The sequence below is a fragment of the uncultured Jannaschia sp. genome, assembly GCF_947503795.1.
Lineage (GTDB): Bacteria > Pseudomonadota > Alphaproteobacteria > Rhodobacterales > Rhodobacteraceae > Jannaschia.
Window position 1 is genome coordinate 108,796 of record NZ_CANNEZ010000003.1, and the last position, 22,894, is coordinate 131,689.

21 protein-coding genes and 1 tRNA gene are annotated in these 22,894 nt (G+C 68.0%); 9 read left to right on the forward strand and 13 right to left on the reverse strand.

The window, feature by feature from the left end:
- Positions 1–63: 63 nt before the first annotated feature.
- On the forward strand, positions 64–1,113 hold the full coding sequence (locus Q0833_RS15960; RefSeq protein WP_298437262.1) for a glycosyltransferase: 1,050 nt from the start codon (positions 64–66) through the stop codon (positions 1,111–1,113).
- A gap of 481 nt (positions 1,114–1,594) precedes the next feature.
- Here the strand turns inward: Q0833_RS15960 and Q0833_RS15965 are convergent.
- The 7 genes from Q0833_RS15965 to Q0833_RS15995 all read right to left on the reverse strand — a co-directional run bounded on the left by Q0833_RS15965 (position 1,595) and on the right by Q0833_RS15995 (position 7,534).
- Positions 1,595–1,671: transfer RNA gene (locus Q0833_RS15965), tRNA-Pro, on the reverse strand.
- A gap of 71 nt (positions 1,672–1,742) precedes the next feature.
- Positions 1,743–2,741, reverse strand: coding sequence for a DMT family transporter (locus Q0833_RS15970; RefSeq protein WP_298437265.1), 999 nt, complete (start codon positions 2,739–2,741; stop codon positions 1,743–1,745).
- 103 nt (positions 2,742–2,844) lie between these two features.
- A complete protein-coding gene (gene leuB / locus Q0833_RS15975; protein ID WP_298437268.1) occupies positions 2,845–3,945 on the reverse strand; it encodes a 3-isopropylmalate dehydrogenase in 1,101 nt (366 codons plus the stop codon).
- Between the two features lie 56 nt (positions 3,946–4,001).
- Positions 4,002–4,982: an endonuclease/exonuclease/phosphatase family protein gene (locus tag Q0833_RS15980; protein WP_298437271.1), complete on the reverse strand. Its 981-nt coding sequence runs from the start codon at positions 4,980–4,982 to the stop codon at positions 4,002–4,004.
- Positions 4,983–4,999: 17 nt separating this feature from the next.
- The gene (locus Q0833_RS15985) at positions 5,000–5,794 is read right to left on the reverse strand and encodes a hypothetical protein (protein WP_298437274.1); all 795 of its coding nucleotides are present in this window, start codon (positions 5,792–5,794) and stop codon (positions 5,000–5,002) included.
- A 296-nt stretch (positions 5,795–6,090) separates the two neighbouring features.
- The gene (gene leuD / locus Q0833_RS15990; RefSeq protein ID WP_298437277.1) at positions 6,091–6,696 is read right to left on the reverse strand and encodes a 3-isopropylmalate dehydratase small subunit; all 606 of its coding nucleotides are present in this window, start codon (positions 6,694–6,696) and stop codon (positions 6,091–6,093) included.
- Between the two features lie 28 nt (positions 6,697–6,724).
- Positions 6,725–7,534: a DUF4198 domain-containing protein gene (locus tag Q0833_RS15995; RefSeq protein ID WP_298437280.1), complete on the reverse strand. Its 810-nt coding sequence runs from the start codon at positions 7,532–7,534 to the stop codon at positions 6,725–6,727.
- Here Q0833_RS15995 and Q0833_RS16000 point away from each other — a divergent pair.
- The gene (locus tag Q0833_RS16000) at positions 7,533–8,708 is read left to right on the forward strand and encodes a HupE/UreJ family protein (protein ID WP_298437283.1); all 1,176 of its coding nucleotides are present in this window, start codon (positions 7,533–7,535) and stop codon (positions 8,706–8,708) included. The two genes, Q0833_RS15995 and Q0833_RS16000, sit on opposite strands and share 2 nt — an antisense overlap.
- Before the next feature lie 18 nt (positions 8,709–8,726).
- Here the strand turns inward: Q0833_RS16000 and Q0833_RS16005 are convergent, their stop codons facing one another.
- Positions 8,727–9,692 carry a DNA topoisomerase IB gene (locus Q0833_RS16005; RefSeq protein WP_298437286.1) on the reverse strand — a complete coding sequence of 322 codons (966 nt, stop codon included), beginning with the start codon at positions 9,690–9,692 and terminating at the stop codon, positions 8,727–8,729.
- A 63-nt stretch (positions 9,693–9,755) separates the two neighbouring features.
- On the opposite strand from Q0833_RS16005, the gene Q0833_RS16010 reads away from it, so the two are divergent.
- The 4 genes from Q0833_RS16010 (at position 9,756) to Q0833_RS16025 (ending at position 14,435) form a co-directional block, all read left to right on the forward strand.
- A complete protein-coding gene (locus Q0833_RS16010) occupies positions 9,756–11,552 on the forward strand; it encodes an adenine deaminase (protein WP_298437289.1) in 1,797 nt (598 codons plus the stop codon).
- Positions 11,549–13,030 carry an AMP nucleosidase gene (locus Q0833_RS16015; protein ID WP_298437292.1) on the forward strand — a complete coding sequence of 494 codons (1,482 nt, stop codon included), beginning with the start codon at positions 11,549–11,551 and terminating at the stop codon, positions 13,028–13,030. The genes Q0833_RS16010 and Q0833_RS16015 overlap by 4 nt, the downstream gene beginning before the upstream one ends.
- 118 nt (positions 13,031–13,148) lie before the next feature.
- On the forward strand, positions 13,149–13,439 hold the full coding sequence (locus Q0833_RS16020; protein ID WP_298437295.1) for an HU family DNA-binding protein: 291 nt from the start codon (positions 13,149–13,151) through the stop codon (positions 13,437–13,439).
- Between the two features lie 126 nt (positions 13,440–13,565).
- A complete protein-coding gene (locus Q0833_RS16025; protein ID WP_298437298.1) occupies positions 13,566–14,435 on the forward strand; it encodes a DMT family transporter in 870 nt (289 codons plus the stop codon).
- On the opposite strand, the gene Q0833_RS16030 is transcribed toward Q0833_RS16025, so the two are convergent.
- The 4 genes from Q0833_RS16030 to Q0833_RS16045 all read right to left on the reverse strand — a co-directional run bounded on the left by Q0833_RS16030 (position 14,432) and on the right by Q0833_RS16045 (position 18,505).
- Complete coding sequence (locus Q0833_RS16030) at positions 14,432–15,316, reverse strand: hypothetical protein (RefSeq protein WP_298437301.1); 885 nt, start codon at positions 15,314–15,316, stop codon at positions 14,432–14,434. The genes Q0833_RS16025 and Q0833_RS16030 overlap by 4 nt on opposite strands.
- A gap of 75 nt (positions 15,317–15,391) precedes the next feature.
- Entirely contained in the window at positions 15,392–16,495 is a 1,104-nt protein-coding gene (gene aroC, locus Q0833_RS16035) for a chorismate synthase (RefSeq protein WP_298437304.1), read from the reverse strand.
- A gap of 118 nt (positions 16,496–16,613) precedes the next feature.
- Positions 16,614–17,321: an NYN domain-containing protein gene (locus Q0833_RS16040; RefSeq protein ID WP_298437307.1), complete on the reverse strand. Its 708-nt coding sequence runs from the start codon at positions 17,319–17,321 to the stop codon at positions 16,614–16,616.
- 71 nt (positions 17,322–17,392) lie between these two features.
- Complete coding sequence (locus Q0833_RS16045; protein ID WP_298437310.1) at positions 17,393–18,505, reverse strand: S-(hydroxymethyl)glutathione dehydrogenase/class III alcohol dehydrogenase; 1,113 nt, start codon at positions 18,503–18,505, stop codon at positions 17,393–17,395.
- A 76-nt stretch (positions 18,506–18,581) separates the two neighbouring features.
- On the opposite strand from Q0833_RS16045, the gene Q0833_RS16050 reads away from it, so the two are divergent.
- Positions 18,582–18,830 (forward strand): I78 family peptidase inhibitor, encoded by a 249-nt coding sequence (locus Q0833_RS16050; RefSeq protein ID WP_298437313.1) that lies wholly within the window; start codon positions 18,582–18,584, stop codon positions 18,828–18,830.
- A gap of 9 nt (positions 18,831–18,839) precedes the next feature.
- On the opposite strand, the gene Q0833_RS16055 is transcribed toward Q0833_RS16050, so the two are convergent.
- On the reverse strand, positions 18,840–20,339 hold the full coding sequence (locus tag Q0833_RS16055) for an FAD-dependent oxidoreductase (protein ID WP_298437316.1): 1,500 nt from the start codon (positions 20,337–20,339) through the stop codon (positions 18,840–18,842).
- 194 nt (positions 20,340–20,533) lie between these two features.
- Between Q0833_RS16055 and rimP the strand changes: the two genes are divergently transcribed.
- Together rimP and nusA are read left to right on the forward strand one after the other, a co-directional pair.
- Complete coding sequence (gene rimP / locus Q0833_RS16060) at positions 20,534–21,118, forward strand: ribosome maturation factor RimP (protein ID WP_298437319.1); 585 nt, start codon at positions 20,534–20,536, stop codon at positions 21,116–21,118.
- A gap of 1 nt (position 21,119) precedes the next feature.
- Positions 21,120–22,892 (forward strand): transcription termination factor NusA, encoded by a 1,773-nt coding sequence (gene nusA / locus Q0833_RS16065; RefSeq protein WP_298437322.1) that lies wholly within the window; start codon positions 21,120–21,122, stop codon positions 22,890–22,892.
- Positions 22,893–22,894: the final 2 nt, after the last annotated feature.

Sequence of the window (22,894 nt, forward strand, 5' to 3'; positions counted from 1 at the left end):
TGGTCGATGCAGCCGGGATCGCGCGGCGGGGTGGTGAGGATTTGTTAGGGCGGAGGCGGCATCATGCCCCTGACCGCTGATTTTACACCAATTCGTCACGAGGAACGCAGCATCGCCCGACCGCCCCCCGACGTCCTGATCGTCATGGCCACGCGCGATGGCGCAGCCCACCTGCCCGCCCAATTGGCCAGCCTCGAGGCCCAGTCCCACAAGGGCTGGCGGCTTTGGGTGGGGGATGACGGGTCACGCGACGGCACGCGCGCGATCCTCGAAGACTTCGCGGGCCGGATGGGTGGCCCGGACCGCGTCAATATCGTCGAGGGTCCGCACTGTGGCGCATCCGGCAACTTCCTGACGCAACTCGGCCATCCTTCGCTTCCGCTCGGGCCGCGTACGCATGTGGCGCTCTGCGACCAGGACGACGTCTGGTATCCCTCGAAACTGACCCGCGCGATCGACGGGTTGCAGGGCACGCGCGGTCCCGCGCTCTACGGGGCAGGATGGCGCGTCGTCGATGCCGACGGCCGCGCGACGGGTGGCGCTATTCGGCGCGCCGCCGCGACCGACCTGCCGTCGCTCATGGCGCAGAACGCGGTCTCGGGGCATACGGCAATGCTGAACCCGGCGCTGGTGACGGCCCTCCGCGCGGGACCGTGCCCCCGGCGCGAGGTACCGTTTCACGACTGGTGGCTGGCGCAGTTCACGCGGGCCATCGGCGGGGAGATCCGGCTCGACCGCTGGGCCGTCCTCGACTACCGCCAGCATGACGCCAACGTCCTCGGCGCGCCGGGTGGGCTTGCGGCGGGCGCGGCCCGTCTGCGCCGCCTCGTCGACGGGACGTTCGGGGGCTGGCTCGCCGCCAACTGCGCCGCCCTTCTCGATCGCGACGCGCAGCTCACACCCGAGGCACGCCACATGTTCGAGCGTCTGCGCGCGGACCCGACGGCCGCGACCCTGCGCCGCCTCGGCATCCGCCGCAGCTCGGGGATCGAGACGGCCGCGCTGCGATTGGCGGCGCGGGCCGGACGGCTCGGGCGATACACGAGCGCGCCCGCGAAGAACGGAATCCACGCACCGAGCACCGCATCGCGGCATTCCTCGGCGAGACCGTGACCCCGACGAGGGACTGGACCCGCGCCGGGTCGCGAAAGGCCTCGAGTTCGGTCCGGGCGTTGGGCACACCCCTCCCCCAGCCGGTGCAGCACGTACGGACCCGATATGCGTCGGGGTCGTAACCGACCAGCACAGCAGGACATGGCGGCGGCTCAATCAGAGCCTCGAACAGCCTCAGAAGGTCGCCAGCCGTGGCATTCTTGAACCAAGGCGAGTGGGCGGTATCGGTCGGCAATCTTGCCGCGCGCCCACAGTCCCGGAGACCGGCGCGATCGCGGCTTGCGTCCGCGCAAGGAGCGGCGAAGCGGACCCGCTGATCCGGCAGACGACATGAGCGTCGCACGCCGGGATCACACGCGCGCCGCCCCATCGAAGAACCGAAGCGCGGCGGAGGATGGCGGCAAGATTGGGCATGGTCATCGGGCCGTTCCTGCTTGGCAGGATGGCATGGGGACGCAGCGATCACGAAGGGGTTTCCCGTTGGTCGGGCAGAGAGGATTCGAACCTCCGACCCCCTGCTCCCGAAGCAGGTGCGCTACCAGGCTGCGCCACTGCCCGACCGTTGGGCGACGGACGCGATGCGTCCGACAGGGGCGGCAGATACGGCGCAGCCCGCGCCGTGGCAAGGGCTAATCCCGCGTCGCGTCGGCGGGCGGCGGCACCGCATGGGCGTCGCGCTCGGCATGGGTGAGCATTGGGCCGATGCGCAGGTTCGTCCCCGTCTCGGCCCGCGACCGCGTCCGCAGCACCGGCGTCGTGGCGGAGTTTCCGCGCCCCTCGCGGAACACGATGAAGAGACCCGATGCAATGATCACCGATGCCCCGATCGCGGTGCCCCCGTCGATCGTTTCCCCGAAGAAGAGCCAGCCATAGAGCGCGGCCCAGATGATCTGCGAGTACTGCATCGGGGCCACGAGAACGGCATCGGCGCGGCGATAGGCCTGGATCATCATGAGGCTGGCGATGAAGGCACCCGCCGCCACGAGGACCCAGAGGCCGAGATCCTCGACCGGCATCGGTCGGTAGACCAGCGGCATCAGAGCGCCCATGACCACGAAATTGGCCACCATCGGATAGAGCATGAGGACCGCCGCCCGCTCCTCCCGGCCGATCTTGCGGACGATGACCGAGGCCAGCGAGCTGAAGAACGCGCCGGTCAATGCCGCCGCGTGACCGATCCCCAGCTCGACCGAGCCCGGACGGAGCACGATCATGACCCCGATCAGGCCGACGATGACGGCCGCCCAGCGCATCAGACGCACCTTCTCACCGAGGACCGGGATCGAGAGGATCGTGATGATCAGCGGCGATGCGAAGATTATGGCGTAGGTCTGGGCCAGCGGCAGCACGGTGAACGCGTAGAAGATCGTCATGCCGGTGATGACCGCCGATACCGTCCGGAGCGCGGTCCACCACGGGTGGCGCGGCTTCAGGTTCCCCTCGAAGTCGTCGCGGAGCAGCATCACCACCGCCAGCGGAAAGCTGAAGAGAACGCTGAAGAAGACGATCTGGAAGACCGCGTAGCCGTTTCCGCCCAGGAGCTTGATCGCCACGTCATGCGCCGAGAAGAGCGCGAAGGCGCCCAGCGCCATCAGGATGCCGGGAAGCGGAGAGGCCTTGTCGCCCATGATGCGGTCCTTCGGTTGGGTCCGCGCCCCCCTCCCAAGGGTCGCGCTCGGTACTGTCGGATGGGCGCGCCCGACCCCCCGGTCGGGCGCGCGCCCTTGTCGGTCAGGCGGCGTCGAGCGCCGCGAGGATGGCATCGCCCATCTGGGTCGTCGAGACGGGCGTGCCGCCATCGGGGCCCATCAGGTCAGCCGTGCGCACGCCGTCGGCCAGCACCTGTTGCACCGCCCCCTCCAGGAGGTCGGCATGGGCGCCCTCGTCGAAGGAATAGCGCAACGCCATCGCGAAGCTGAGGATGCAGGCGATCGGATTGGCCTTGCCCTGCCCCGCAATGTCGGGCGCCGAGCCGTGCACCGGCTCGTAGAGGGCCTTGGGCCGCCCGTTCGCCATCGGCAGCCCAAGGGAGGCCGAGGGGAGCATCCCGAGCGATCCGGTCAGCATCGCGGCCAGGTCGGACAGCAGGTCGCCGAACAGGTTGTCCGTCACGATCACGTCGAACTGCTTGGGCCAGCGCGTCAGCTGCATCGCGCCCGCATCGGCATACATGTGGCTCAGCTCGACCTCGGGATATTCGGCGTCGTGGATCTCCTGGACGACGTCGCGCCAGAGGATGCCCGATTCCATCACGTTTGCCTTCTCCATGGAGCAGACCTTGTTCGACCGCTTCTTGGCCAGTTCGAAGGCCGACCGGGCGACGCGGGCGATCTCGCTCTCGGTGTAGCGCTGGGTGTTGATGCCGACGCGCTCGTTGCCTTCCTTGTGGATGCCGCGCGGCTCGCCGAAATAGACGCCCGAGGTCAGCTCGCGGATGATCATGATGTCGAGGCCTGCGACCACCTCTTTCTTGAGCGAGGAGAAATCGGCCAGCGCATCGAAGCATTGCGCCGGGCGCAGGTTCGAGAACAGGTCCATCTCCTTGCGCAGGCGCAACAGGCCCCGCTCGGGCTTCACGCTGAAGTCCAGATCGTCGTATTTCGGACCACCCACGGCGCCCAGCAGGACGGCATCGACCTCCTGCGCGCGGGCCATCGTGTCGTCATGCAGCGGCGTGCCGTGCTTGTCGTAGGCGCAACCGCCGACCAGATCCTCGGACACCTCGAAGGACAGGCCGCGCTTGGCCTCGAACCAGTCGATGACACGCCGGACCTCGGCCATGACCTCGGGGCCGATGCCGTCGCCCGGCAGGATCAGAAGGGAATTGGTCATCGCGCGCAGGCCTCTCGTTTGGATCGGCATGGGCGTAGTCCCCCCCTTCCGAAGGGTCAAGGAAGCGCGATGTCGACCCAGACCAGCCGCCCGCTGCCCGCGGCGGCCACAGTTTCGGCGAAGGGATCATCCAGCGCGGGCCAAAGGACGCCCGAGTCCCGGATGTCGAGCGATGTGCCGGGCAGGACGTAGTCGACGCGGAGCGGGCCCGGCCCCTCCCAGGCGACCGTATCCAGCGCGGGATCGCCCGAATGCCCGGCACCACCGCCGCCCGCGCCCCGCGGGACGGGGTCCTGCAGGGCGGGATGGTCGAGCAGCGCGCGCATCGCGGCGCGGGGCCCGTCGCCATCCACCGGATCGACATTGCCGCGCCCCAGCACGACCGGATGCGGCACCGTTTCGGCCAGCTCCGACACAAGGGCCAGCTCGTCCGCCGTTCGCTTGCCGTTGCGATCCTCGGGGCCGTCGAACACCGGCGTTCCCGCCGCCAGCGTGATCAACGTCAAGTCGCCCAGCTCGACCACCCACTGCGCCGTGGTCGCCAGCGGCACGATGCCATGCGCCGCCTCGGGCAAGACGGCGACCGCGTCGGAGCGTGCGGACCAGAGCGTTTTGGAGTGATCCGTGATCCGGCCGATGGGTCGATCCGACAGGAGGGCCAGGCCGCTGTCGCCCGTGAAGCGACCGTAGCCCATGGCATCCCGCGCCCGGTCATCGGTGCCGTCACCGTCGAGGTCGATCCCCGACGGGATGCCGGAATTCGGTTTCAAAGCAACATTGTGCGGGTATTCGAGCCCATGTTCGGCCAGCCGGTCGGTCAGCGCGGCAAGCCCCACGCCATCGAGATCCCAGTCGATGTCGAGGAGCAGGACAACGTTCGGAGCGGCATGCGCGATGACATCGAGCGCGGCCTCGGCCTGCGGATCGCGCGCGACCGCGAGGTCGCGCAGCATCAGGCCCGGCCCGCGACGGCCCAGGCCCGAATGGAAGGTTGCGATGCGCAAGGTCTCGGCCACGGCGGCACCGCCGAGCAGCACCGCGAGGGTCGCGGCGATCAGGCCGGCAGGAAGGCCGGGTCTCCCGCGCCGGTCTCGGCGAAACGGCTGCGCTTCTTCGAGATCATCAGGGCCAGCCGCCGCATGGCGATTCCACGAAGGAACAGCGAGGCGGGAAGGAAGGCCCATAGCGACATCATCCAGACCGTCAGAAGGTGGTTGTCCAGCATCGAGACCCCGTAGGAGCTCGCGATGAAGACGGCCAGCGGCGGCGTGATGTATGGCAGCAAGACCCCTAACAGGATGTTAACGGCCCCGTCGCGCTTGAGGCGGACCACCACGTCCGCACCGGCCGTGGGATCGAAGGTGGGAAGGTTGATCCAGACGTTGAAGCTGCCCGTGGGCGAGGGCCAGCCGCGCACACGGATCAGGATCGCGAAGACCGTCAGTGCTACGAGCGATACCAAGTAGGCGAGGCCCGCCGCCGACCGGATCAGCGTGGCCTCCGACAGGGTCGTGCCGTCCGGCAGCAGCCACATCAGAAGCCGGATCGGGCTGAACGCGAAATCCATCGACTCGCCCAGAAGTATGCCGATGGCGTGGAACAGCCGCGACAGGGTCGTCGGATCCTCCTGCCCGGCGCACATGATCGAGGTCAGCAGGAGCGTCATCGCCAACATCGCGAAGCGGACGCGGTTGAACGGAGGGGCGGCGCGGAACTCGATCAGGCCCGGATAGGTCGAGCCGTATTCGACGATCACGAAGACCGCCGCGAAGATCGCGATCAGAACAGTGGCATCCGTGACCTGGGGATCCGCCTGAGGCAGTAGCAGCGATGGAGCAAGGACCATCATCACGACGAGCACCGCACGGATGCACGCACCTGGTAGCTGCGAAATCACTGCCCAATCGATCCTTAATGGACGGGTCCGGTACATGCCGAACCCTTGTTCCAAGATCACACCCTTATGATGGGTGACTGCCTCATTCTCGCCTCAACCGTGCCTTGTTTAAGTTCACCTCGCAACCGCCTGACGGGGAACGGAAAGACTTGGGCAAATCTGTGTGTCCCGTTGGCATCATTCCGCCGACGGTGCATCGGTAATCGCACAAAAACAATGACTTGCGGATCGACGTTCAGACGGTCCGGTCAGACCCAGGGACGCTCCTGCGTCATGCGCGTCTCGAACGCGGCGATCGACGGCGCCTTCTCCTGCGTCAGGCCGATATCGTCCAACCCGTTGAGGAGGCAGTGCTTCTTGAAAGCATCCACCTCGAACGCGTAGGTCGTGCCGTCCGCGCCGGTGACGGTCTGCGCCTCGAGGTCGACGGTAAGGCGGGCGTTGGCGCCGTTCTCGGCATCCTTCATCAGCGCATCGACCTGCTCCTGCGGCAGCACCACGGGCAGAATGCCGTTCTTGAAGCAGTTGTTATAGAAGATGTCGGCGAAGCTGGGCGCGATCACGGCTCGGATGCCGAAATCCAGCAGCGCCCAGGGCGCATGCTCGCGCGAGGAGCCGCAGCCGAAATTGTCGCCCGCCACGATGATCTCCGCATCCCGATAGGCGGGCTTGTTGAGCACGAAGTTCTCGTTCTCGCTGCCGTCATCCTCGTAGCGCATCTCGTCGAAGAGATTCACGCCGAGGCCCGAACGCTTGATCGTCTTCAGGAACTGCTTGGGGATGATCATGTCGGTGTCGATGTTGATCAGCGGCAGCGGCGCGGCGATGCCGGTCAGGGTCTCGAACTTTTCCATGATGTCCTCCGTGGCGATGCCCGTGGCTTTACGCTCCGGGCACGGCGAAGGTCAACGCGGCCCAGAGCGTCAGCCAGACGGGATCGGTCTCGGCCTCGGGCTCGAGCGGCAGGACAGCGACCGAATCAAGGAGGTAGTCGTGTCCGGCCTTCATCGGCAGCACGGCACGCCCCTCGGCATCAGCGGTATGGAGCGTGATCGCGACCCCGCCATCGGGCGCTCGCTCGAACATCTCGACCTGCGCGCCCGGTCGGGGCGCGCCCTCGAACAGCACCTGCACGGGAAGGCCGCCCGAAAGATCGTCGGTATAGGGGTTCATGCCGGCCACGATCTCGGTGCGAAGGCCCACGGCCCGATCCGATCCAGCCCCGTCGCCCACGGCCACCAGCGACTTGGCGAACCGGCGATAGGCTTCGCGGAACCCCTTGCGCGGCAGGCCGCGGGCGTCGTGTTCGGCCAGAAGCGGGGTGAAGGCCTTGTGCTCGGCGAAGGCGACGAACTTCTCCCACTCCGAATAGACCAGCGACATGTCCGCCGTCTCGTGCACCAGGATCAGGAGGCCCTCGGGCGCCGTGTCGAGCTGGACGGCCGGGTTGTCGCCGATCCGCGCGGGAACGGGGCTGACATCCTCGCCCGAGATCATGTCGAAGCGCGCCGAGCGGTTGGGGATGAAGCTGAGCGTCGAGCCCGCGAATTCCTGCCCGTTGTGGAACCGGGCCGTCACCGGATCGCCGGGGGCCACCGCGAACTCCAACGGCTCGATCCAGAACTCATGCGCTTGAAGCGGGGTGCAAAGGATGAACAATGCCGCGAAGGCAACCAAGGGGCGGATGGGCATGACGAATCTCCTGGCGATGGGGCACAGGGTGGCCTTGGCCGCCCTGCTGTCAATGATCGCGGCCTTCACGGTTGCGGCACACGAGGTCGAGCCGTCCTTTGCCGAAGTCGAGATCGCGGGCGACGTCGCCACCATAATCCTCCGGACGTCCGTCGAGCCCCTGATCGCCGGCATGGATCTCGGCGCGCTGGACGACACCAACGACTCGCCCCTGTCGGAGGTCCATGACGATCTGCGCGCCCTCTCGCCCGACGCCCTGGGCGCGGCTCTCTCGGAGGCGTGGGGGCAGATCGACGACCGGATCACGCTGTCGGTCGACGGCATGGACCTGCCCCTGACCCTGGCCGAAACCGAAATCCCGCCCGTCGGCGACCCCGAACTGCGCCGCGACAGCGTCTTGACCCTGACGGCGGACCTGCCGCCGGGCGACGCGCCCGTGATCTTCGGCTTCGACGCGGCGCTGGGGAACGTGATCGTGCGACAGACCGGGGACGAGGCCAGCTACGAGGCGATCCTGACCAATGGCAGCCTGTCCGACCCCCTGCCCCGAACCGGCGTAGCCGAGGTTTCGGTCTGGGACAGCTTCCTGCGCAACGTCGTCGTGGGGTTCGAGCACATCATCCCGGCGGGGCTCGACCACATCCTTTTCGTGCTGGGCCTCTTCTTCTACGCGCTCGCGTGGCGGCCGCTGCTCTGGCAGGTGACGTCCTTCACGGTCGCGCACACGGTCACGCTGGCCTTGGCGGTGTTGGGCGTCGTCACGATCCCGCCATCGCAGATGTGGGCGGTCGAGGCGGTCATCGCGGCCTCGATCGTCTGGGTTGCTGTCGAGAACATATGGGCCGGGGGCCGGCGGACGATCACATGGGGCCGGATCGCCGTGGTCTTCGGGTTCGGTCTGCTGCATGGCCTCGGCTTCGCGTCGGTCTTTGCCGAGGCCGGAATGGCGCCCGCGACGCTGGTCGCCTCGCTGATCGCGTTCAATATCGGCGTCGAGATCGGGCAGCTCACCGTGATCGCGATCGCATTCCTGCTGGTCGGCGCGTGGTTCGGTGGACAGCCCTGGTATCGCCGGGTGATCGCGATACCGGGCTCGGTCGTCATCGCGGCGATCGGCTTCTATTGGGTGCTGAACCGTATCGGCCTCGTGGGGGACGTCCCCTACCTGACCTGAGCGGGTGGCGCGGGGCCGTCAGCCGCCCAGAAGTGCCAGCAGCGCGCGTTCCGCCTGTCGCAAACCGGTCGGGGTCTCGGGCGTCCTGACGTCTCGCCACGTCTCGGACAGCGCGATGACCTGCGGATGGACGTAGCTGTTGCGTGCGATCGTCGGCGTGTTGTGCAGCATCTCGGCCGCGGCTTCCGACATCGCCTTGATGGTGACGCCTTCGCCCGTCGCCTGCGCCACCGCGAGGGCGGCGACCGAGCCGTTCCACGTCCGGAAGGTCTTGGCGGTCGCGGTGTCGAGGCCCGCGGCATCGCGCAGCCAGTCGTTGACTTGATCGGCATGGATCTCGCGCCGTTCGGTGCCATCGATCCATTCGAAGACCGGAGCGCCCGGCAGGTCGTCCAGCGCATGGAGCGCGCGGTTCAGCGTCCGGTCGGCGATCTGGCGGCGCACCCGTTTGCCACCCTTGGCGCGCCAGTCGAGCCGCACGCCACGATCCGTCATCGTCAGGTTGCGCGACCGGAGCGTCGTCGCCCCCTCGGTCCCGTTCTCGGTCCGGTAGATGTCCGAGCCGATACGGATCGACGTGCGATCGATCAGGCGCAGCACGGCGGCGATGGCGAAGTCCCGCTCGCCCGCCTCGCCGCCGAGCGCCTCGGCCACGCGACGGCGGATACGCGGCAGGGCTTCACCGAAGGCCGGCAGCTCGTCGAACTTGGCGGCGGCGCGCATTTCGGACCAGTGCGGGTGGTAGCGATACTGCTTGCGCGCACGGTCGTCGTATCCGGTCGCCTGCAGGTGGCCCCGCTTGCGTGGGCTGATCCAGACGTCGGAATAGGCCGGGGGCACGGCGAGCGCTTCGATCCGCTTGCGCTCTCCGTTGTCATCAATGGTCGTCCCGTCGGGCGCGCGATAGCTCCAGCCCCGGCCCGCGCGACGCCGGGAAATGCCGGGCCGGTCGTCGGGATAGTAGATGAGATCGGGGTGTTGCATGCCGCCCAACGCAGGAGGGGCCCGCCCGGTTGCACGCTCCCGATCGCCATGACACCCTGCGCCATGACACCCGAGACCCTCCCGTCCTGGCCCGAGGCGGCCGCCGATCTGATCGCCGTCGCCGCCGGGCGGCAGCATGCCGATACCGTCGTCACGGGCGGCCGCGTCGCCTGCGTCCACACCCGCGAGATCCTCGACTGGCAGGTCGCCATCGCGCGCGGCCGCTTCGCCTATGTCGGCCCGGATGCGAGCCATTGCATCGGCCCCGATACCGAGGTGATCGACGCGGGCGGGCGCTACGTGATCCCCGGTCTGTGCGACGCGCATATGCACATCGAATCCGGGATGCTGACGCCTGCGGAATTCGCCGCCGCCGTGATCCCGCACGGCACGACCGCCATGTTCACCGATCCCCACGAGATCGCCAATGTCTTGGGCCTCAGGGGCGTGCGGCTGATGCATGACGAGGCGCGGATGCAGCCGTGCTCGATGTTCGTGCAGATGCCGTCCTGCGCGCCCTCGGCCCCAGGGCTCGAGACGACGGGCCACGAGATCGGGCCCGAGGACGTGGCCGAGGCGATGACCTGGCCCGGTATCGTCGGGCTGGGCGAGATGATGAATTTCCCCGGCGTGGCACAAGGCGACCCGAAAATGCTGGCCGAGATGGCCGCGACGGCGGCGGCGGGCAAGACCATCGGCGGGCATTACGCCTCACCCGATCTCGGTCCCGCCTTCCATGCCTATGCCGCGGGCGGCCCCGCCGACGATCACGAGGGTACTTGCGAGGCGGACGCCATCGCGCGGGTCCGGCAGGGGATGCGCTCGATGATGCGGCTGGGCAGCGCCTGGTACGACGTCGAGACGCAGATCACCGCCGTCACCGAGAAGGGCCTCGATCCGCGCAATTTCATCCTCTGCACCGACGATTGCATGGCCGCGACACTGGTCAATGACGGGCATATGGACCGCGTGCTGCGTCATGCGATCGCGTGCGGCTGCGATCCCCTGGTGGCGCTCCAGATGTGCACGATCAACACGGCGACGCATTTCGGGCTCGAGCGCGAGTTGGGGTCGATCACGCCGGGGCGCCGGGCGGACCTGATCCTGACCTCGGACCTGACCGATCTGCCGATCGAGCATGTGATCGCGCTCGGACGGACGGTCGCCAAGGACGGCGTCCTGATCGCCGATTGCCCCCATCTCGACTGGCCCGACGACGCGCGGTCCACGGTGAACATGAAGCGCGACCTGAGGGCGGAGGATTTCGCGATCCCCGCGCCCGCGGGCGCAAACGAGGTGACCGCCCGCGTGATCGGCGTGGTCGAGAACCAGGCCCCGACCAAGGCGCTGACCCGATCGGTCCCGGTAGTGGACGGGGCCCTCGCGCCCGAGGGCGACACCTGCCGCATCGCGCTGGTCGAGCGGCATCGCGCGACGGGTGGCGTGACCAACGCGCTGGTGTCGGGCTTCGGATATGCAGGCCGCATGGCGATGGCGTCGACCGTGGCCCATGACAGCCACCATATGATCGTCGTCGGCACCGACCCCGACGAGATGGCGCGGGCGGCCAACCGTCTGGCCGAGGTGGGCGGCGGCGTGACGCTTTTTGCCGACGGCACCGAGCGCGCGCTGGTCGAACTGCCGATCGCGGGCCTGATGTCCGATCGCCCCGCCGCCGAAGTGGCCGCCCGCGCCGACGCGTTGATGCAGGCCATGCGCGACGCGGGCTGCACCCTGAACAACGCCTACATGCAGCATTCGCTGCTCGCACTCGTCGTCATCCCCGAGCTTCGGATCAGCGATCTGGGCCTCGTGGATGTCACGCAATTTCAACTGACCGACCTTATCGAGACCGCATGAACGACCTGACCCGAATCTGTTCCCCCGACGACCGGCCGCACCGCGAATTCACCGATGCCGCCGCCGCCGTCGCCTGCCTCCGTGACCTCTACGACGAGGCGACGCGCTACCTTCGGGCGATGTTCCAGGAGGCGGTGTCCGAGGGCATGCCCGACTGCCGCTACCGCGCCTACTACCCCGAGATCCGCGTCGTCACGACGAGCTTCGGGCGCACCGACAGCCGCCTGTCCTTCGGCCATGTCGCCGAGCCTGGGCGCTATGCGGCGACGATCACGCGGCCCGACCTCTTCGCGCATTACCTGACGCAGCAGATCGACCTGCTCATGACCTCACACGACGTCCCCGTCTCGGTCGGCTGGTCGGACACGGCGATCCCGATCCACTTCGCCGTGCTCAACGATTCTGACGTCAACGTGCCGCAGGACGGCGTGCTGCCCTTCCTGATGCGCGACGTGTTCGACGTGCCCGACCTCGGGACGACCAACGACGCCATCGTCAACGGCACCGGCTTCACCTTCGGCGACGGCGCGCGGCCGCTGGCGCCCTTCACCGCGCAGAGGGTGGATTACTCGCTGGCGCGCCTGTCGCATTACACCGCGACCGCGCCCGAGGACTTCCAGAACCACGTCCTCTTCACGAACTACCAGTTCTATGTCGACGAGTTCCTCGCCTACGGGCGCGAGGCGCTGCGCGACCCCGCCTCGGGCTATACCGAGCTGGTCGGCCCGATGGGCCAGCGCATCACCGCGGATGATCCCGACGCGCCGATGGTCGATCCGCCGAAGATGCCGCAGATGCCGACCTATCACCTGACGCGCGAGGGGCAGGCCGGCATCACGCTCGTGAACATCGGCGTCGGGCCGTCCAACGCGAAGACCGCGACCGACCATATCGCGGTGCTCCGCCCCCATGTCTGGCTCATGGTCGGGCATTGCGCGGGCTTGCGGAACAGCCAGTCGCTCGGCGATTTCGTGCTGGCCCATGCCTATCTGCGCGAAGATCACGTCCTCGATGACGACCTGCCGGTCTGGGTGCCGATTCCCGCGCTGGCCGAGGTACAGGTCGCGCTCGAGGACGCCGTGGCCGAGGTAACACAGCTCGAGGGCTACGACCTGAAGCGGCTGATGAGGACGGGAACGGTGGCCACGATCGACAACCGCAACTGGGAGCTGCGCGAGCAGGCGGGTCCCGTCCAGCGACTCAGCCAGTCGCGGGCCGTCGCGCTCGACATGGAAAGTGCCACGATCGCGGCCAACGGCTTTCGTTTCCGCGTCCCCTACGGCACGCTTCTTTGCGTTTCGGACAAGCCGCTCCATGGCGAGCTGAAACTGCCGGGCATGGCGTCGGCGTTCTACAAGACGCAGGTCAGCCGCCACCTCCTGATCGGGATTCGCGCGATGGAGGCGCTGCGCGAGATGCCGCTGGCCCGCCTGCACAGCCGAAAGCTGCGCTCCTTCGAGGAAACTGCCTTCCTTTAAGGCGGAAAACCCCTGTTTTGCAGGTGATCGCCCCACACACGTTCTTGTGACGGGGCGCGCGGGAGGGTTATGGTCGCGCCACAACAACGCCCACCTGGGAAATAGGGAGAGCCTCAAGATGGCAACCAAACCGATGACCAAGACGCAGCTCGTCGCTGCGCTCGCCGAAAAGATGGACACCGACAAGAAGACCGCCTCCGGTGCTCTTGACGCCATCACCGGCATCATCACCGAAGAGGTCTCGAACGGCGGCGCCGTGACGCTTCCCGGCGTGGGCAAGATCATGTGCCGCGAGCGTCCCGAGCGGATGGTCCGCAACCCCGCCACGGGCGAGCAATTCAAGAAGGACGCCGACAAGGTCGTGAAGATGACGATCGCCAAGGCGCTCAAGGATTCCGTGAACGCCTGATCCGGGCCGGGCCCTGCCGCCCGATACGACACGCATCACGACGGGGTCGCCCACGGGCGGCCCCTTTTGCGTCCGAAGGCACCTCGCATCTTGTCGGGCCCGCGCGAATGCGGTCTGACGCGGGGCATGGACCTTCGCGCCCTTCTCTACGGCCTCGCCTTCGCGCTGATGTGGTCCTCGGCCTTCACCTCGGCGCGGATCATCGTGGCCGAGGCCCCGCCGCTCCTCTCGCTGTCGCTGCGCTTCGCGATCTCGGGCGTCCTCGGGATCGCTCTGGCCTACCTCATGGGCCAGCGGATGCGCCTGACGGCGGCGCAATGGCGGGCGGTGGTGATCTTCGGCATCTGCCAGAACGCGCTCTATCTCGGGCTCAATTTCGTCGCGATGCAATGGATCGAGGCATCCCTCGCGGCCATCATCGCCTCGGCGCTGCCCCTGCTCGTGGCGCTGGCGAACTGGGTGATCTTCCGCGAAGGCACGCGCCTTCTGGGTGTCATGGGCCTCCTCGGCGGCACCTTCGGCGTCGTCCTCATCATGGGAACGCGCCTTCAGGGTGGCGCGGACCTCACAGGTATCGCGCTCTGCATCCTCGGGGTGGTCGCGCTGACGGTCGCGACGTTGTCGGTCCGGGGCGCCTCGGGCGGAGGCAACCTGATGATGGTGGTGGGGCTCCAGATGATCGTGGGATCGCTGGCGCTCCTGCCCGTGGGCCTCGCGCTCGAGACGTGGGACGTGACGTGGTCACCCGTCCTGATCGCCGCCTTCGCCTATACGACCCTGATCCCCGGCCTCGCGGCGACGTTCATCTGGTTCCTCCTGGTCGCGCGCATCGGGGCCACGCCCGCCGCGACCTTCCATTTCCTCAACCCGTTCTTCGGCGTGGTCATCGCATGGGCCCTTCTGTCCGAACAGCTCGGCCCCCTCGACATCGTCGGCGTCCTGATCGTGACCTTCGGCATTCTCGCGGTGCAGCTCAGCCGCCTGCGCCGGACCTAGCGGCAGAGCAATCCCGGCCCGTCATCCACGATCGACGCGATCCGCAGCTTCTGGGCCGGGGTCAGAGCCTCGTCGCGGACCCGGCTGAACCCCGCCCACGCCGCCTCGCCCGCCGCGTTGGCGCTCGACTTCGACCCAAGACGCGGGCGCATGTAATCCACCGCCTGACGACAGGCCGAGTGCAGCCGCCGCTTCGTCGCCCGCGACAGGTTCGCGATCCAGGCATCGGTGTCGATTTCCACCGCGCAGCCGTCCTCGGCCGCCAGCGCCAACCCCAGCGCCGCCGATTTCGACGCCCCCGCCGCCCATTCGGTCGGAAGGCCCAACTGCAGATAGGCCAGCGCCCGATTGTGGCTGGCGAAGGCCCCGTCCGGATTGGGGATGGTCCAGAGGTGGACCATGGCGAGCCGGTCGCGCGCGACCCCGTCCGATCCGACGAATTCGGGCGCCACGAACCGCGCCGCCGCCCAGCGCAGGAGCGGGCGATCCAGCGTGACGTTGGCGGTGAACCGCGCGACGTCGTGCACGTGCCAGACATCGCGCGACCCCGCGAAGCCCTCCGGCAGCATTTCGCCGGCCGCGAGCCTGTAGTTGTAGGCCGCGCCGACCAGCACCTGCCGCCCGCCGATCTGGGCATAGAGCAGGTTGCTCGGACGTGCGGGGTCGAGCGGTTGGCCGGTGACGAGGTCCGCGCGCGTGGGCAGGAAATAGTGCTGCCCCATCAGGGCCGCGGGTCCGCCGAACCGCTTCCACCCGGCCCGACGCGCATCGGCCAGATCCGAATAGACCTGCGCCGCGGCCCGCCCCCGGTCGATCTCGGACGCCCGCACCGGCGCCGCAGCGAGGGTCAGAAGGGACAGGAGGATCAGCAGGTCACGCATGGGACATCTCCGACGGCGATCGTGTCGCTGGATGATCGCATGCGTCTGATGTTATTCAAGAACGGCGGGCGGAACTCAGCCGATCCGACCGCCCGCATCCCCCACCTGACCGCGATGCAGAAGCAGATGGTCGAGCAGGACGCAGGCCATCATCGCCTCGGCCACGGGCACGGCCCGGATGCCGACGCAGGGGTCGTGGCGGCCCTTGGTAACGATGGTCGTGTCCTTGCCCGACTTGGTGATCGTGCGCCGTTCGGACAGGATCGACGATGTCGGCTTGACGGCAAAGCGGATGACGACGTCCTGCCCGGTGCTGATGCCACCGAGGACACCGCCCGCATGGTTCGAGCTGTAAACCGGCCCGTCCGGCCCCATCGAGATCTCGTCGGCATTGTCGCGCCCTGTCAGGCGCGCGGCCTGCATCCCCTCGCCGATCTCGACGCCCTTTACGGCGTTGATCGACATCATCGCCGCCGCGAGGTCGGTGTCGAGCTTGCCGTAGACCGGTGCGCCGAGACCCGCGGGCACGCCCCGCGCGACGCATTCGATGATCGCGCCGACCGAGTTGTGGTCGTCCTTCCGCAGCCAGTCGAGATGGTCGGCCATCTTGGCCGCGGCCACCGGATCGGGACACCAGAAATCGTTGCGCGCGATCTCGTCCCAGTCGAACCGCGCGCGGTCGATATCGACCGGCCCCATCGCTGTCATGTAGCCGGTGACCCGAAGGTCGGGGACCAGCGCCGCCAGCGCCGCACGCGCAACGCCGCCGGCGGCGACCCGCGCCGCCGTCTCGCGCGCGCTGCTGCGGCCGCCGCCGCGGTAATCGCGGACGCCGTATTTCTGCCAGTAGGTGATGTCGGCGTGGCCCGGCCGAAATTTCTCGGCGATCTCGCCGTAATCCTTCGACCGCTGGTCGGTGTTGCGGATCATCAGCTGGATCGGCGTGCCCGTGCTGACGCCCTCGAACACCCCCGACAGGATCTCGACGGCATCCGCTTCCTTGCGCTGCGTGGTGTGCTTCGACTGGCCGGGCTTGCGCGCGTCCATCCACACCTGGAGGTCCTCGGCCCGCACGGCCACGCCCGGCGGGCAGCCATCGACCGTCGCACCGAGAGCCGGGCCGTGGCTCTCGCCCCAGGTCGTGACGCGGAACAGGTGGCCGAAGGTGTTCAGGGACATGGGCGCTCTCCTCGGGTCGGGGGTCTAGCCAGCGGGCCCCGACCGGGCAAGGCGAGACTGTGCGGATGACGCGCGCCGAAGCCGTCGGGGGCCCGGGGGGCGTCCCCCGGCCTTGCCGTCAATCGACGCGACGGACCATGAGCTGCGTACCCTCCTTGCGCGTCTCCAGCCGCTTGATTTCGCCCACGAGGTCCGAGAGCTTCCGCTTGCCGTAGGTCCGCGTATCGAAATCCGGGACCGCCGCGACGATCTGCGATCCGATCGCGCCCAGCGCGTACCAGTCGTCGTCCTGATCCATCCGCTCCATCGCCTTGAGGATCAGCGGCAGCGCGTCCTGCGCCTTGCGCTTCGACGGCTTGCTCGCGCCATCCTGCTCGGGGGCGTCGTCGACGAGGTTCTCGATCAGGATGAAGCGGTTGCAGACGTTGCGCAGGCTCTCGGGCGCCTTGCCCTCGCCGATGCCGATCACGTCGAGCCCCTCTTCGCGAATGCGGGAGGCGAGACGGGTGAAGTCGCTGTCCGACGACACCAGGACGAACCCGTCGAACCGGCCGCCATGCAGGATGTCCATCGCGTCGATCACCAGCCCGATATCCGAGGCGTTCTTGCCCTTGGTGTTCGCCGTCTCCTGATGCGCGACGAGGCCCAGCTCCAGCACCTTGTCGGACCAGCCGCGCAACTGGCCGCTCGACCAGTCGCCGTAGACCCGCCGCAGCCCCGGCTCGCCCAGCCCCGCGATCTCCTTCATCACGGCCGAGGCGTATTTGGCGGGAATGTTGTCGGCGTCGATCAGGACGGCATAGAGCGGGCGGTCGCGCGAAGGCATGTGGAATTCCTTGTATCGGACGGTCGGGACGGTGGCCCCGTCGTCCGGTCACCTAGCCCGGGTCGGGCGGATCAGTATACCACGACGCTGCGGATACTCTCGCCGGCATGCATCAGGTCGAAGCCCTTGTTGATGTCCGACAGGGGCATCGTGTGGGTGATCATCGGGTCGATCTCGATCTTCCCGTCCATGTACCAATCGACGATCTTCGGCACGTCCGTGCGGCCGCGCGCGCCGCCGAAAGCCGTGCCGCGCCAGACGCGCCCCGTGACAAGCTGGAAGGGCCGGGTCGCGATTTCGGCTCCCGAAGGGGCGACGCCGATGATGACGCTTTCACCCCAGCCCTTATGCGCCGATTCCAGCGCGGTGCGCATCACCTCCACATTGCCGGTCGCGTCGAAGGTGTAATCCGCGCCGCCGCCGGTCAGCTCGACCAGATGCGCCACGAGGTCGCCATCGACCTCGGCAGGGTTCACGAAATCGGTCATGCCGAAGCGCTCGGCCATCGGTTTCTTGTCGGCATTGAGGTCGACGCCGACGATCTGGTCGGCGCCCGCCAGTCGCAGGCCCTGGATGACGTTCAGCCCGATCCCGCCGAGGCCGAAGACGATGGCCGTCGACCCGATCTCGACCTTGGCGGTGTTGATGACGGCGCCGATGCCCGTGGTGACGCCGCAGCCGATGTAACAGATCTTGTCGAAGGGCGCGTCCGGGCGAACCTTGGCCAGCGCGATCTCGGGCAGGACGGTGTGATTGGCGAAGGTCGAGCAGCCCATGTAGTGCAGGATCGGATCGCCATCGAGCGTCGAGAACCGCGAGGTGCCGTCGGGCATCAACCCCTGGCCCTGGGTCGCACGCACGCGCTGGCAGAGGTTGGTCTTGGGGTTCAGGCAATATTCGCAGGTCCGGCATTCCGGCGTGTAGAGCGGGATGACGTGATCGCCCTTCTTGAGCGAGGTCACGCCCGGGCCGACATCGACCACGACGCCCGCCCCCTCGTGCCCCAGGATCGCCGGGAACAGCCCCTCGGGGTCCGCGCCCGACAGGGTGAATTCATCGGTGTGGCAGATGCCGGTCGCCTTGATCTCGACCAGCACCTCGCCCTCGCGGGGGCCGTCCAGATTGACGTCCATGATCTCGAGCGGCTGGCCCGCGGCGATGGCGACGGCGGCTTTCGTGCGCATTGGAATTCCCCTCCGGTTATTGCCTGTCACGCTGGGATATCACCGGGTGGATTGCAACGAACGAGTGGAGGACCCCATGCGACGCACGATCCCGTTCCTGTTCCTTCTGGCCGCCTGCCAGCTGGAGGCCGAGTCCGACGATCCCTGCCGCGCCGGCGAGTATGGCGCGCTGGTGGGGGCCAATATCGCGGCGGTCAGCTTGCCCGCGGACCTGAACCACCGTGTCGTCGGGCCGGACACGGCCGTCACGATGGATTTCGTGCCTGACCGGCTGAACGTGCTGGTCGACCGGCAGGGGCGGATCTTCGGGCTGCGCTGCGGCTGAGTGCTGCGGTCAGGCCGGAAGCGGCCCGCCCGCCGCAACCATCTCGAGATGCAGCGCCGCAAGATCAGCGTCGCGTCCCGCCGCGAGGGCAGCCATGACGCGACCGTCCGTGATGTAGCGCGCGAGGAACGGGCCCGACGGGTCCCCGTCAAAGCGGATTTCGTCCCATTCGGTCGCGTGGCCGACATAGCGATACTGCCGGGCCAGCGCCGTCCAGAAGAAGGGGATGTCGATTTCGGGCGCATGGCCGCGGATGGCGCGGGCGGCGGCGCGACCATGCTGCTGGGCGACGCGCCAATGCTCGATCCGGGCCGGGCCGAAGGGCGTCGGGACACGGGCGCAATCGCCTGCGACATGGACCCCGTCGAGGCCGGGCACCGAAAGGTCGGCCGCGACCGCGACGCCTCCGTCACGCTCGGTCGGCAGGCCGTCGATCCCGTCGGTCGCGGGCCGGACGCCGGTGGCGAGGATCACGAGATCTGCCGGGACCGCGTCGCCGCCCTCGATGCGCACGCCCTCGACCTGGCCGTCGCCGTCGAAGCCCTCGACCGATGCGCCGGTGACGAAACGCACGCCCGCATCCTCGTGCTCGGCCCAGATGGCACGGCCCACCCGGTCGCCGAGCACGCGGGCCAGCGGCACCTCCTCGCGCAGGATCACCGTCACCTCGAGCCCGCGCTTGGCCAGCGAAAGCGCGCCTTCCATGCCGATGAAGCCGCCGCCGACCAAAACGGCGCGACGGGCGGACCCGGCAGCCTCGGCGATGGCGGTGGCATGATCGGCATCGCGCAGGGTGTGGATGCCGCCGAGGTCGATGCCTGGCAGGTCGGGCACGTTGGGCGTTCCGCCCGGCGCCACGAGAAGGTGGTCGAAGGCGTGGATGCCGCCGCCCTCCAGCGTGACGCGGCCCGGCTCGATGACGACGACCCTGCCGGGGATCAGGACAATATCCCGCGCGGCGAGCGCCGCGGCATCCGTCAGCGTCAGGTCGGCCGCGTTCTTGGCGCCGGTCAACACCGCCTTCGACAGCATCGTTCGGTCATAGGGCGCACGCGCCTCGGGCGAGATCATCGCGATCGCGCCCTCGAACCCGTCCTCGCGCAATCCGTGGGCGCAGGCTTCGGCGGCGGCCCCGGCGCCCGCGATGACGACGCGGGTCGGATCGACACCTTCTGTGGCGTGATCGGGTGCGGCATGGGACGCGGCGTCGTCGGGCAGCGTGACGGTGACCGTCTCGCCGTCGACGGTCGCGTCGTAGCGGCTTAGGTCGCCATGGCCCGGTGGCTGCGTCTGACGACCGGTCCGGGCCGAGAAGCAGGCGTGGTGGAACGCGCAGATCAACGTGCCGTCCCGCACGACGCCTTTCTTCAGCGGCAGGTTCAGATGCGGGCAGAGATGGCCGAGCGCCGTGACCTCGCGCCCCTCGCGGATCAGGATGACCGGCGCGTCGCCCGGCTGATGCGGGACGCCTTCGGGAATGTCGGACAGGGCGAGCGTGAGGACGGGCATGCGAAATCTCCTACTGGACCAAAAGGGTAGGACCGCACGGCGACGGGGAAAGTGGCCGACCCGGTAGGGCGCGCGACGCGGCCGCTTGCAATCCCCGCACGGCTCGCCTATCTGCCCCTCAACAGCGGCGCCCTCGGGCACCACCGATCGTCACAGCGGGCCGCACGGCCCGCTTTTTTGTTTCAGGACACCGAATGTCTGATCTCATCGCCAAGACCGCGCTGGACAAGCGTCTGGCCGACATCGTGGCCCCTGTCATCGAGGACATGGGGTACGAGCTCGTGCGCCTGCGCCTGATGTCCGGCAAGAACGCCAACCTCCAGATCATGGCCGACCTGCCCGAGGGCGGGATCGAGGTCGACGCGCTGGCCGAGATCTCGACCGCGCTCTCGGCGGTGCTGGATGTCGAGGACCCGATCGTCGAGGAATACACGCTCGAGGTATCGAGCCCGGGCATCGACCGCCCGCTGACCCGGCTGAAGGATTTCGAGACCTGGACCGGCTACGAGGCCCGCGTCGAGACGACCGAGCTGATCGACGGCCAGCGCCGCTTCAAGGGCGTGCTGCAGGGCACCGAGGCGGGCGAGGTCCTGATCGAGATCGAGCAGGGCGGCGAGCGCCCCGTGATCGGACTGCAATTCGACTGGCTCTCGGACGCCAAGCTTATCCTGACGGACGAGCTGATCCGAGAGGTCCTGAACGCCCGCAAGGACAAGGGCCAGATCGACGAGACCCAATTCGATGAAGTCACCACATTGATGGACGGCGAGGAAGACTGACATGGCAATCACATCCGCGAACCAGCTTGAACTCCTGCAGATCGCAGACGCGGTCGCGCGCGAGAAGATGATCGACCCCGGCCTCGTGGTCGAGGCGATGGAGGAGAGCCTCGCCCGCGCCGCCAAGAGCCGCTACGGCGCCGACATGGACGTGCAGGTCTCGATCGACCGCAAGACCGGCCAGGCGACCTTCACCCGCGTCCGCACCGTGGTCGAGGACGACCTTCTGGAGAACGAGAAGGCCGAGATGACCGGCGAGATGGCCGGACAGACGATCAAGGCGCAGGGCGACGACCTGTTCGTCGGGCGCAAGACGATCCCGATCTACGGCGAAGAGGGCAAGCAGATCGACTCGAAGGTCGTGAACGCCTTCCACCTGCGCAAGCCGACCCAGGCCGACGCGGTGATGATCGAAGGACTCGACCAGTCGATCCAGCCGGGCCTCGGCGACGTGCTGATCGACCAGATCCCGCCCGTCGACATGGGCCGGATCGCCGCGCAATCGGCTAAGCAGGTGATCCTGCAGAAGGTCCGCGAGGCCGAGCGCGATCGCCAGTTCGAGGAATTCAAGGATCGCGCCGGCCAGATCATCAACGGCCTCGTCAAGCGCGAGGAATACGGCAACATCATCGTCGATGTCGGCGCGGGCGAAGCCGTGCTGCGCCGCAACGACAAGATCGGCCGCGAGAGCTACCGCCCGGGCGACCGCATCCGCGTCTACATCAAGGACGTCCGCCGCGAGCAGCGCGGGCCGCAGATCTTCCTGTCGCGCACCGCGCCCGAGTTCATGGAAGAGCTCTTCAAGATGGAAGTGCCGGAGATCTATGACGGCGTCATCGAGATCAAGGCCTGCGCCCGCGATCCGGGGAGCCGCGCCAAGATCGCCGTGATCTCCTACGACAGCTCGATCGACCCGGTCGGCGCCTGCGTCGGTATGCGCGGCAGCCGCGTGCAGGCCGTCGTCAACGAGCTTCAGGGCGAGAAGATCGATATCATCCCTTGGACGGACGATGCCGCGACGTTCCTCGTGAACGCGCTTCAGCCCGCCGAGGTGACCAAGGTCGTCATCGACGAGGAGGCCGAGCGCATCGAGGTCGTTGTCCCCGAGGAGCAGCTGTCGCTGGCCATCGGACGGCGCGGCCAGAACGTGCGCCTCGCATCGCAGCTGACGGGTCTCGATATCGACATCCTGACCGAGGAAGAGGAGTCGAAGCGCCGCCAGGCCGAGTTCGAGGAGCGCACCAAGCTCTTCATGGACACGCTCGATCTCGACGAGTTCTTCGCCCAGCTCCTGGTCTCCGAAGGCTTCACCAATCTCGAGGAGGTGGCCTACGTCGAGGTCGACGAGCTGCTGGTGATCGACGGGGTCGACGAGGACACGGCCAACGAGCTTCAGGCCCGGGCCCGCGACTATCTCGAGGCCCAGAACGCCAAGGCGATGGCCGCCGCGCGCGAAGCCGGACTTCAGGATGATCTGGCCGGGTTCGAGGGGCTGACGCCTCAGATGCTCGAGGCGCTGACCAAGGATGGCGTCACCACGCTTGAGGAGTTCGCGACCTGCGCCGACTGGGAACTGGCCGGCGGCTACACGGTCGAGAACGGTGAGCGCGTCAAGGATGACGGCCTGCTCGAGCCCTTCGACGTCTCGCTCGAGGAAGCGCAGGACATGATCATGACGGCGCGCGTCATGCTGGGCTGGGTCACGCCCGAAGAGGTGGTCGGCACGTCCGAAGAGGAAGATGGCGACGCCCCCACCGAGGAGGCCGGGGCGTGATC

What these genes read in the sequence shown, in the direction of transcription:
- leuB (WP_298437268.1), bottom strand. Translation starts at nt 3,945, where the DNA reads ATGACCAATTCCCTTCTGATCCTGCCGGGCGACGGCATCGGCCCCGAG.
- aroC (WP_298437304.1), bottom strand. Translation starts at nt 16,495, where the DNA reads ATGTCCCTGAACACCTTCGGCCACCTGTTCCGCGTCACGACCTGGGGC.
- Q0833_RS15985 (WP_298437274.1), bottom strand. Translation starts at nt 5,794, where the DNA reads ATGATGGTCCTTGCTCCATCGCTGCTACTGCCTCAGGCGGATCCCCAG.
- Q0833_RS16025 (WP_298437298.1), top strand. Translation starts at nt 13,566, where the DNA reads ATGGACCTTCGCGCCCTTCTCTACGGCCTCGCCTTCGCGCTGATGTGG.
- Q0833_RS16045 (WP_298437310.1), bottom strand. Translation starts at nt 18,505, where the DNA reads ATGCGCACGAAAGCCGCCGTCGCCATCGCCGCGGGCCAGCCGCTCGAG.
- Q0833_RS16000 (WP_298437283.1), top strand. Translation starts at nt 7,533, where the DNA reads ATGACGAATCTCCTGGCGATGGGGCACAGGGTGGCCTTGGCCGCCCTG.
- Q0833_RS16020 (WP_298437295.1), top strand. Translation starts at nt 13,149, where the DNA reads ATGGCAACCAAACCGATGACCAAGACGCAGCTCGTCGCTGCGCTCGCC.
- Q0833_RS16005 (WP_298437286.1), bottom strand. Translation starts at nt 9,692, where the DNA reads ATGCAACACCCCGATCTCATCTACTATCCCGACGACCGGCCCGGCATT.
- rimP (WP_298437319.1), top strand. Translation starts at nt 20,534, where the DNA reads ATGTCTGATCTCATCGCCAAGACCGCGCTGGACAAGCGTCTGGCCGAC.
- Q0833_RS16055 (WP_298437316.1), bottom strand. Translation starts at nt 20,339, where the DNA reads ATGCCCGTCCTCACGCTCGCCCTGTCCGACATTCCCGAAGGCGTCCCG.
- Q0833_RS16015 (WP_298437292.1), top strand. Translation starts at nt 11,549, where the DNA reads ATGAACGACCTGACCCGAATCTGTTCCCCCGACGACCGGCCGCACCGC.
- Q0833_RS15960 (WP_298437262.1), top strand. Translation starts at nt 64, where the DNA reads ATGCCCCTGACCGCTGATTTTACACCAATTCGTCACGAGGAACGCAGC.
- Q0833_RS15995 (WP_298437280.1), bottom strand. Translation starts at nt 7,534, where the DNA reads ATGCCCATCCGCCCCTTGGTTGCCTTCGCGGCATTGTTCATCCTTTGC.
- nusA (WP_298437322.1), top strand. Translation starts at nt 21,120, where the DNA reads ATGGCAATCACATCCGCGAACCAGCTTGAACTCCTGCAGATCGCAGAC.
- Q0833_RS16040 (WP_298437307.1), bottom strand. Translation starts at nt 17,321, where the DNA reads ATGCCTTCGCGCGACCGCCCGCTCTATGCCGTCCTGATCGACGCCGAC.
- Q0833_RS15970 (WP_298437265.1), bottom strand. Translation starts at nt 2,741, where the DNA reads ATGGGCGACAAGGCCTCTCCGCTTCCCGGCATCCTGATGGCGCTGGGC.
- leuD (WP_298437277.1), bottom strand. Translation starts at nt 6,696, where the DNA reads ATGGAAAAGTTCGAGACCCTGACCGGCATCGCCGCGCCGCTGCCGCTG.
- Q0833_RS16050 (WP_298437313.1), top strand. Translation starts at nt 18,582, where the DNA reads ATGCGACGCACGATCCCGTTCCTGTTCCTTCTGGCCGCCTGCCAGCTG.
- Q0833_RS16030 (WP_298437301.1), bottom strand. Translation starts at nt 15,316, where the DNA reads ATGCGTGACCTGCTGATCCTCCTGTCCCTTCTGACCCTCGCTGCGGCG.
- Q0833_RS16010 (WP_298437289.1), top strand. Translation starts at nt 9,756, where the DNA reads ATGACACCCGAGACCCTCCCGTCCTGGCCCGAGGCGGCCGCCGATCTG.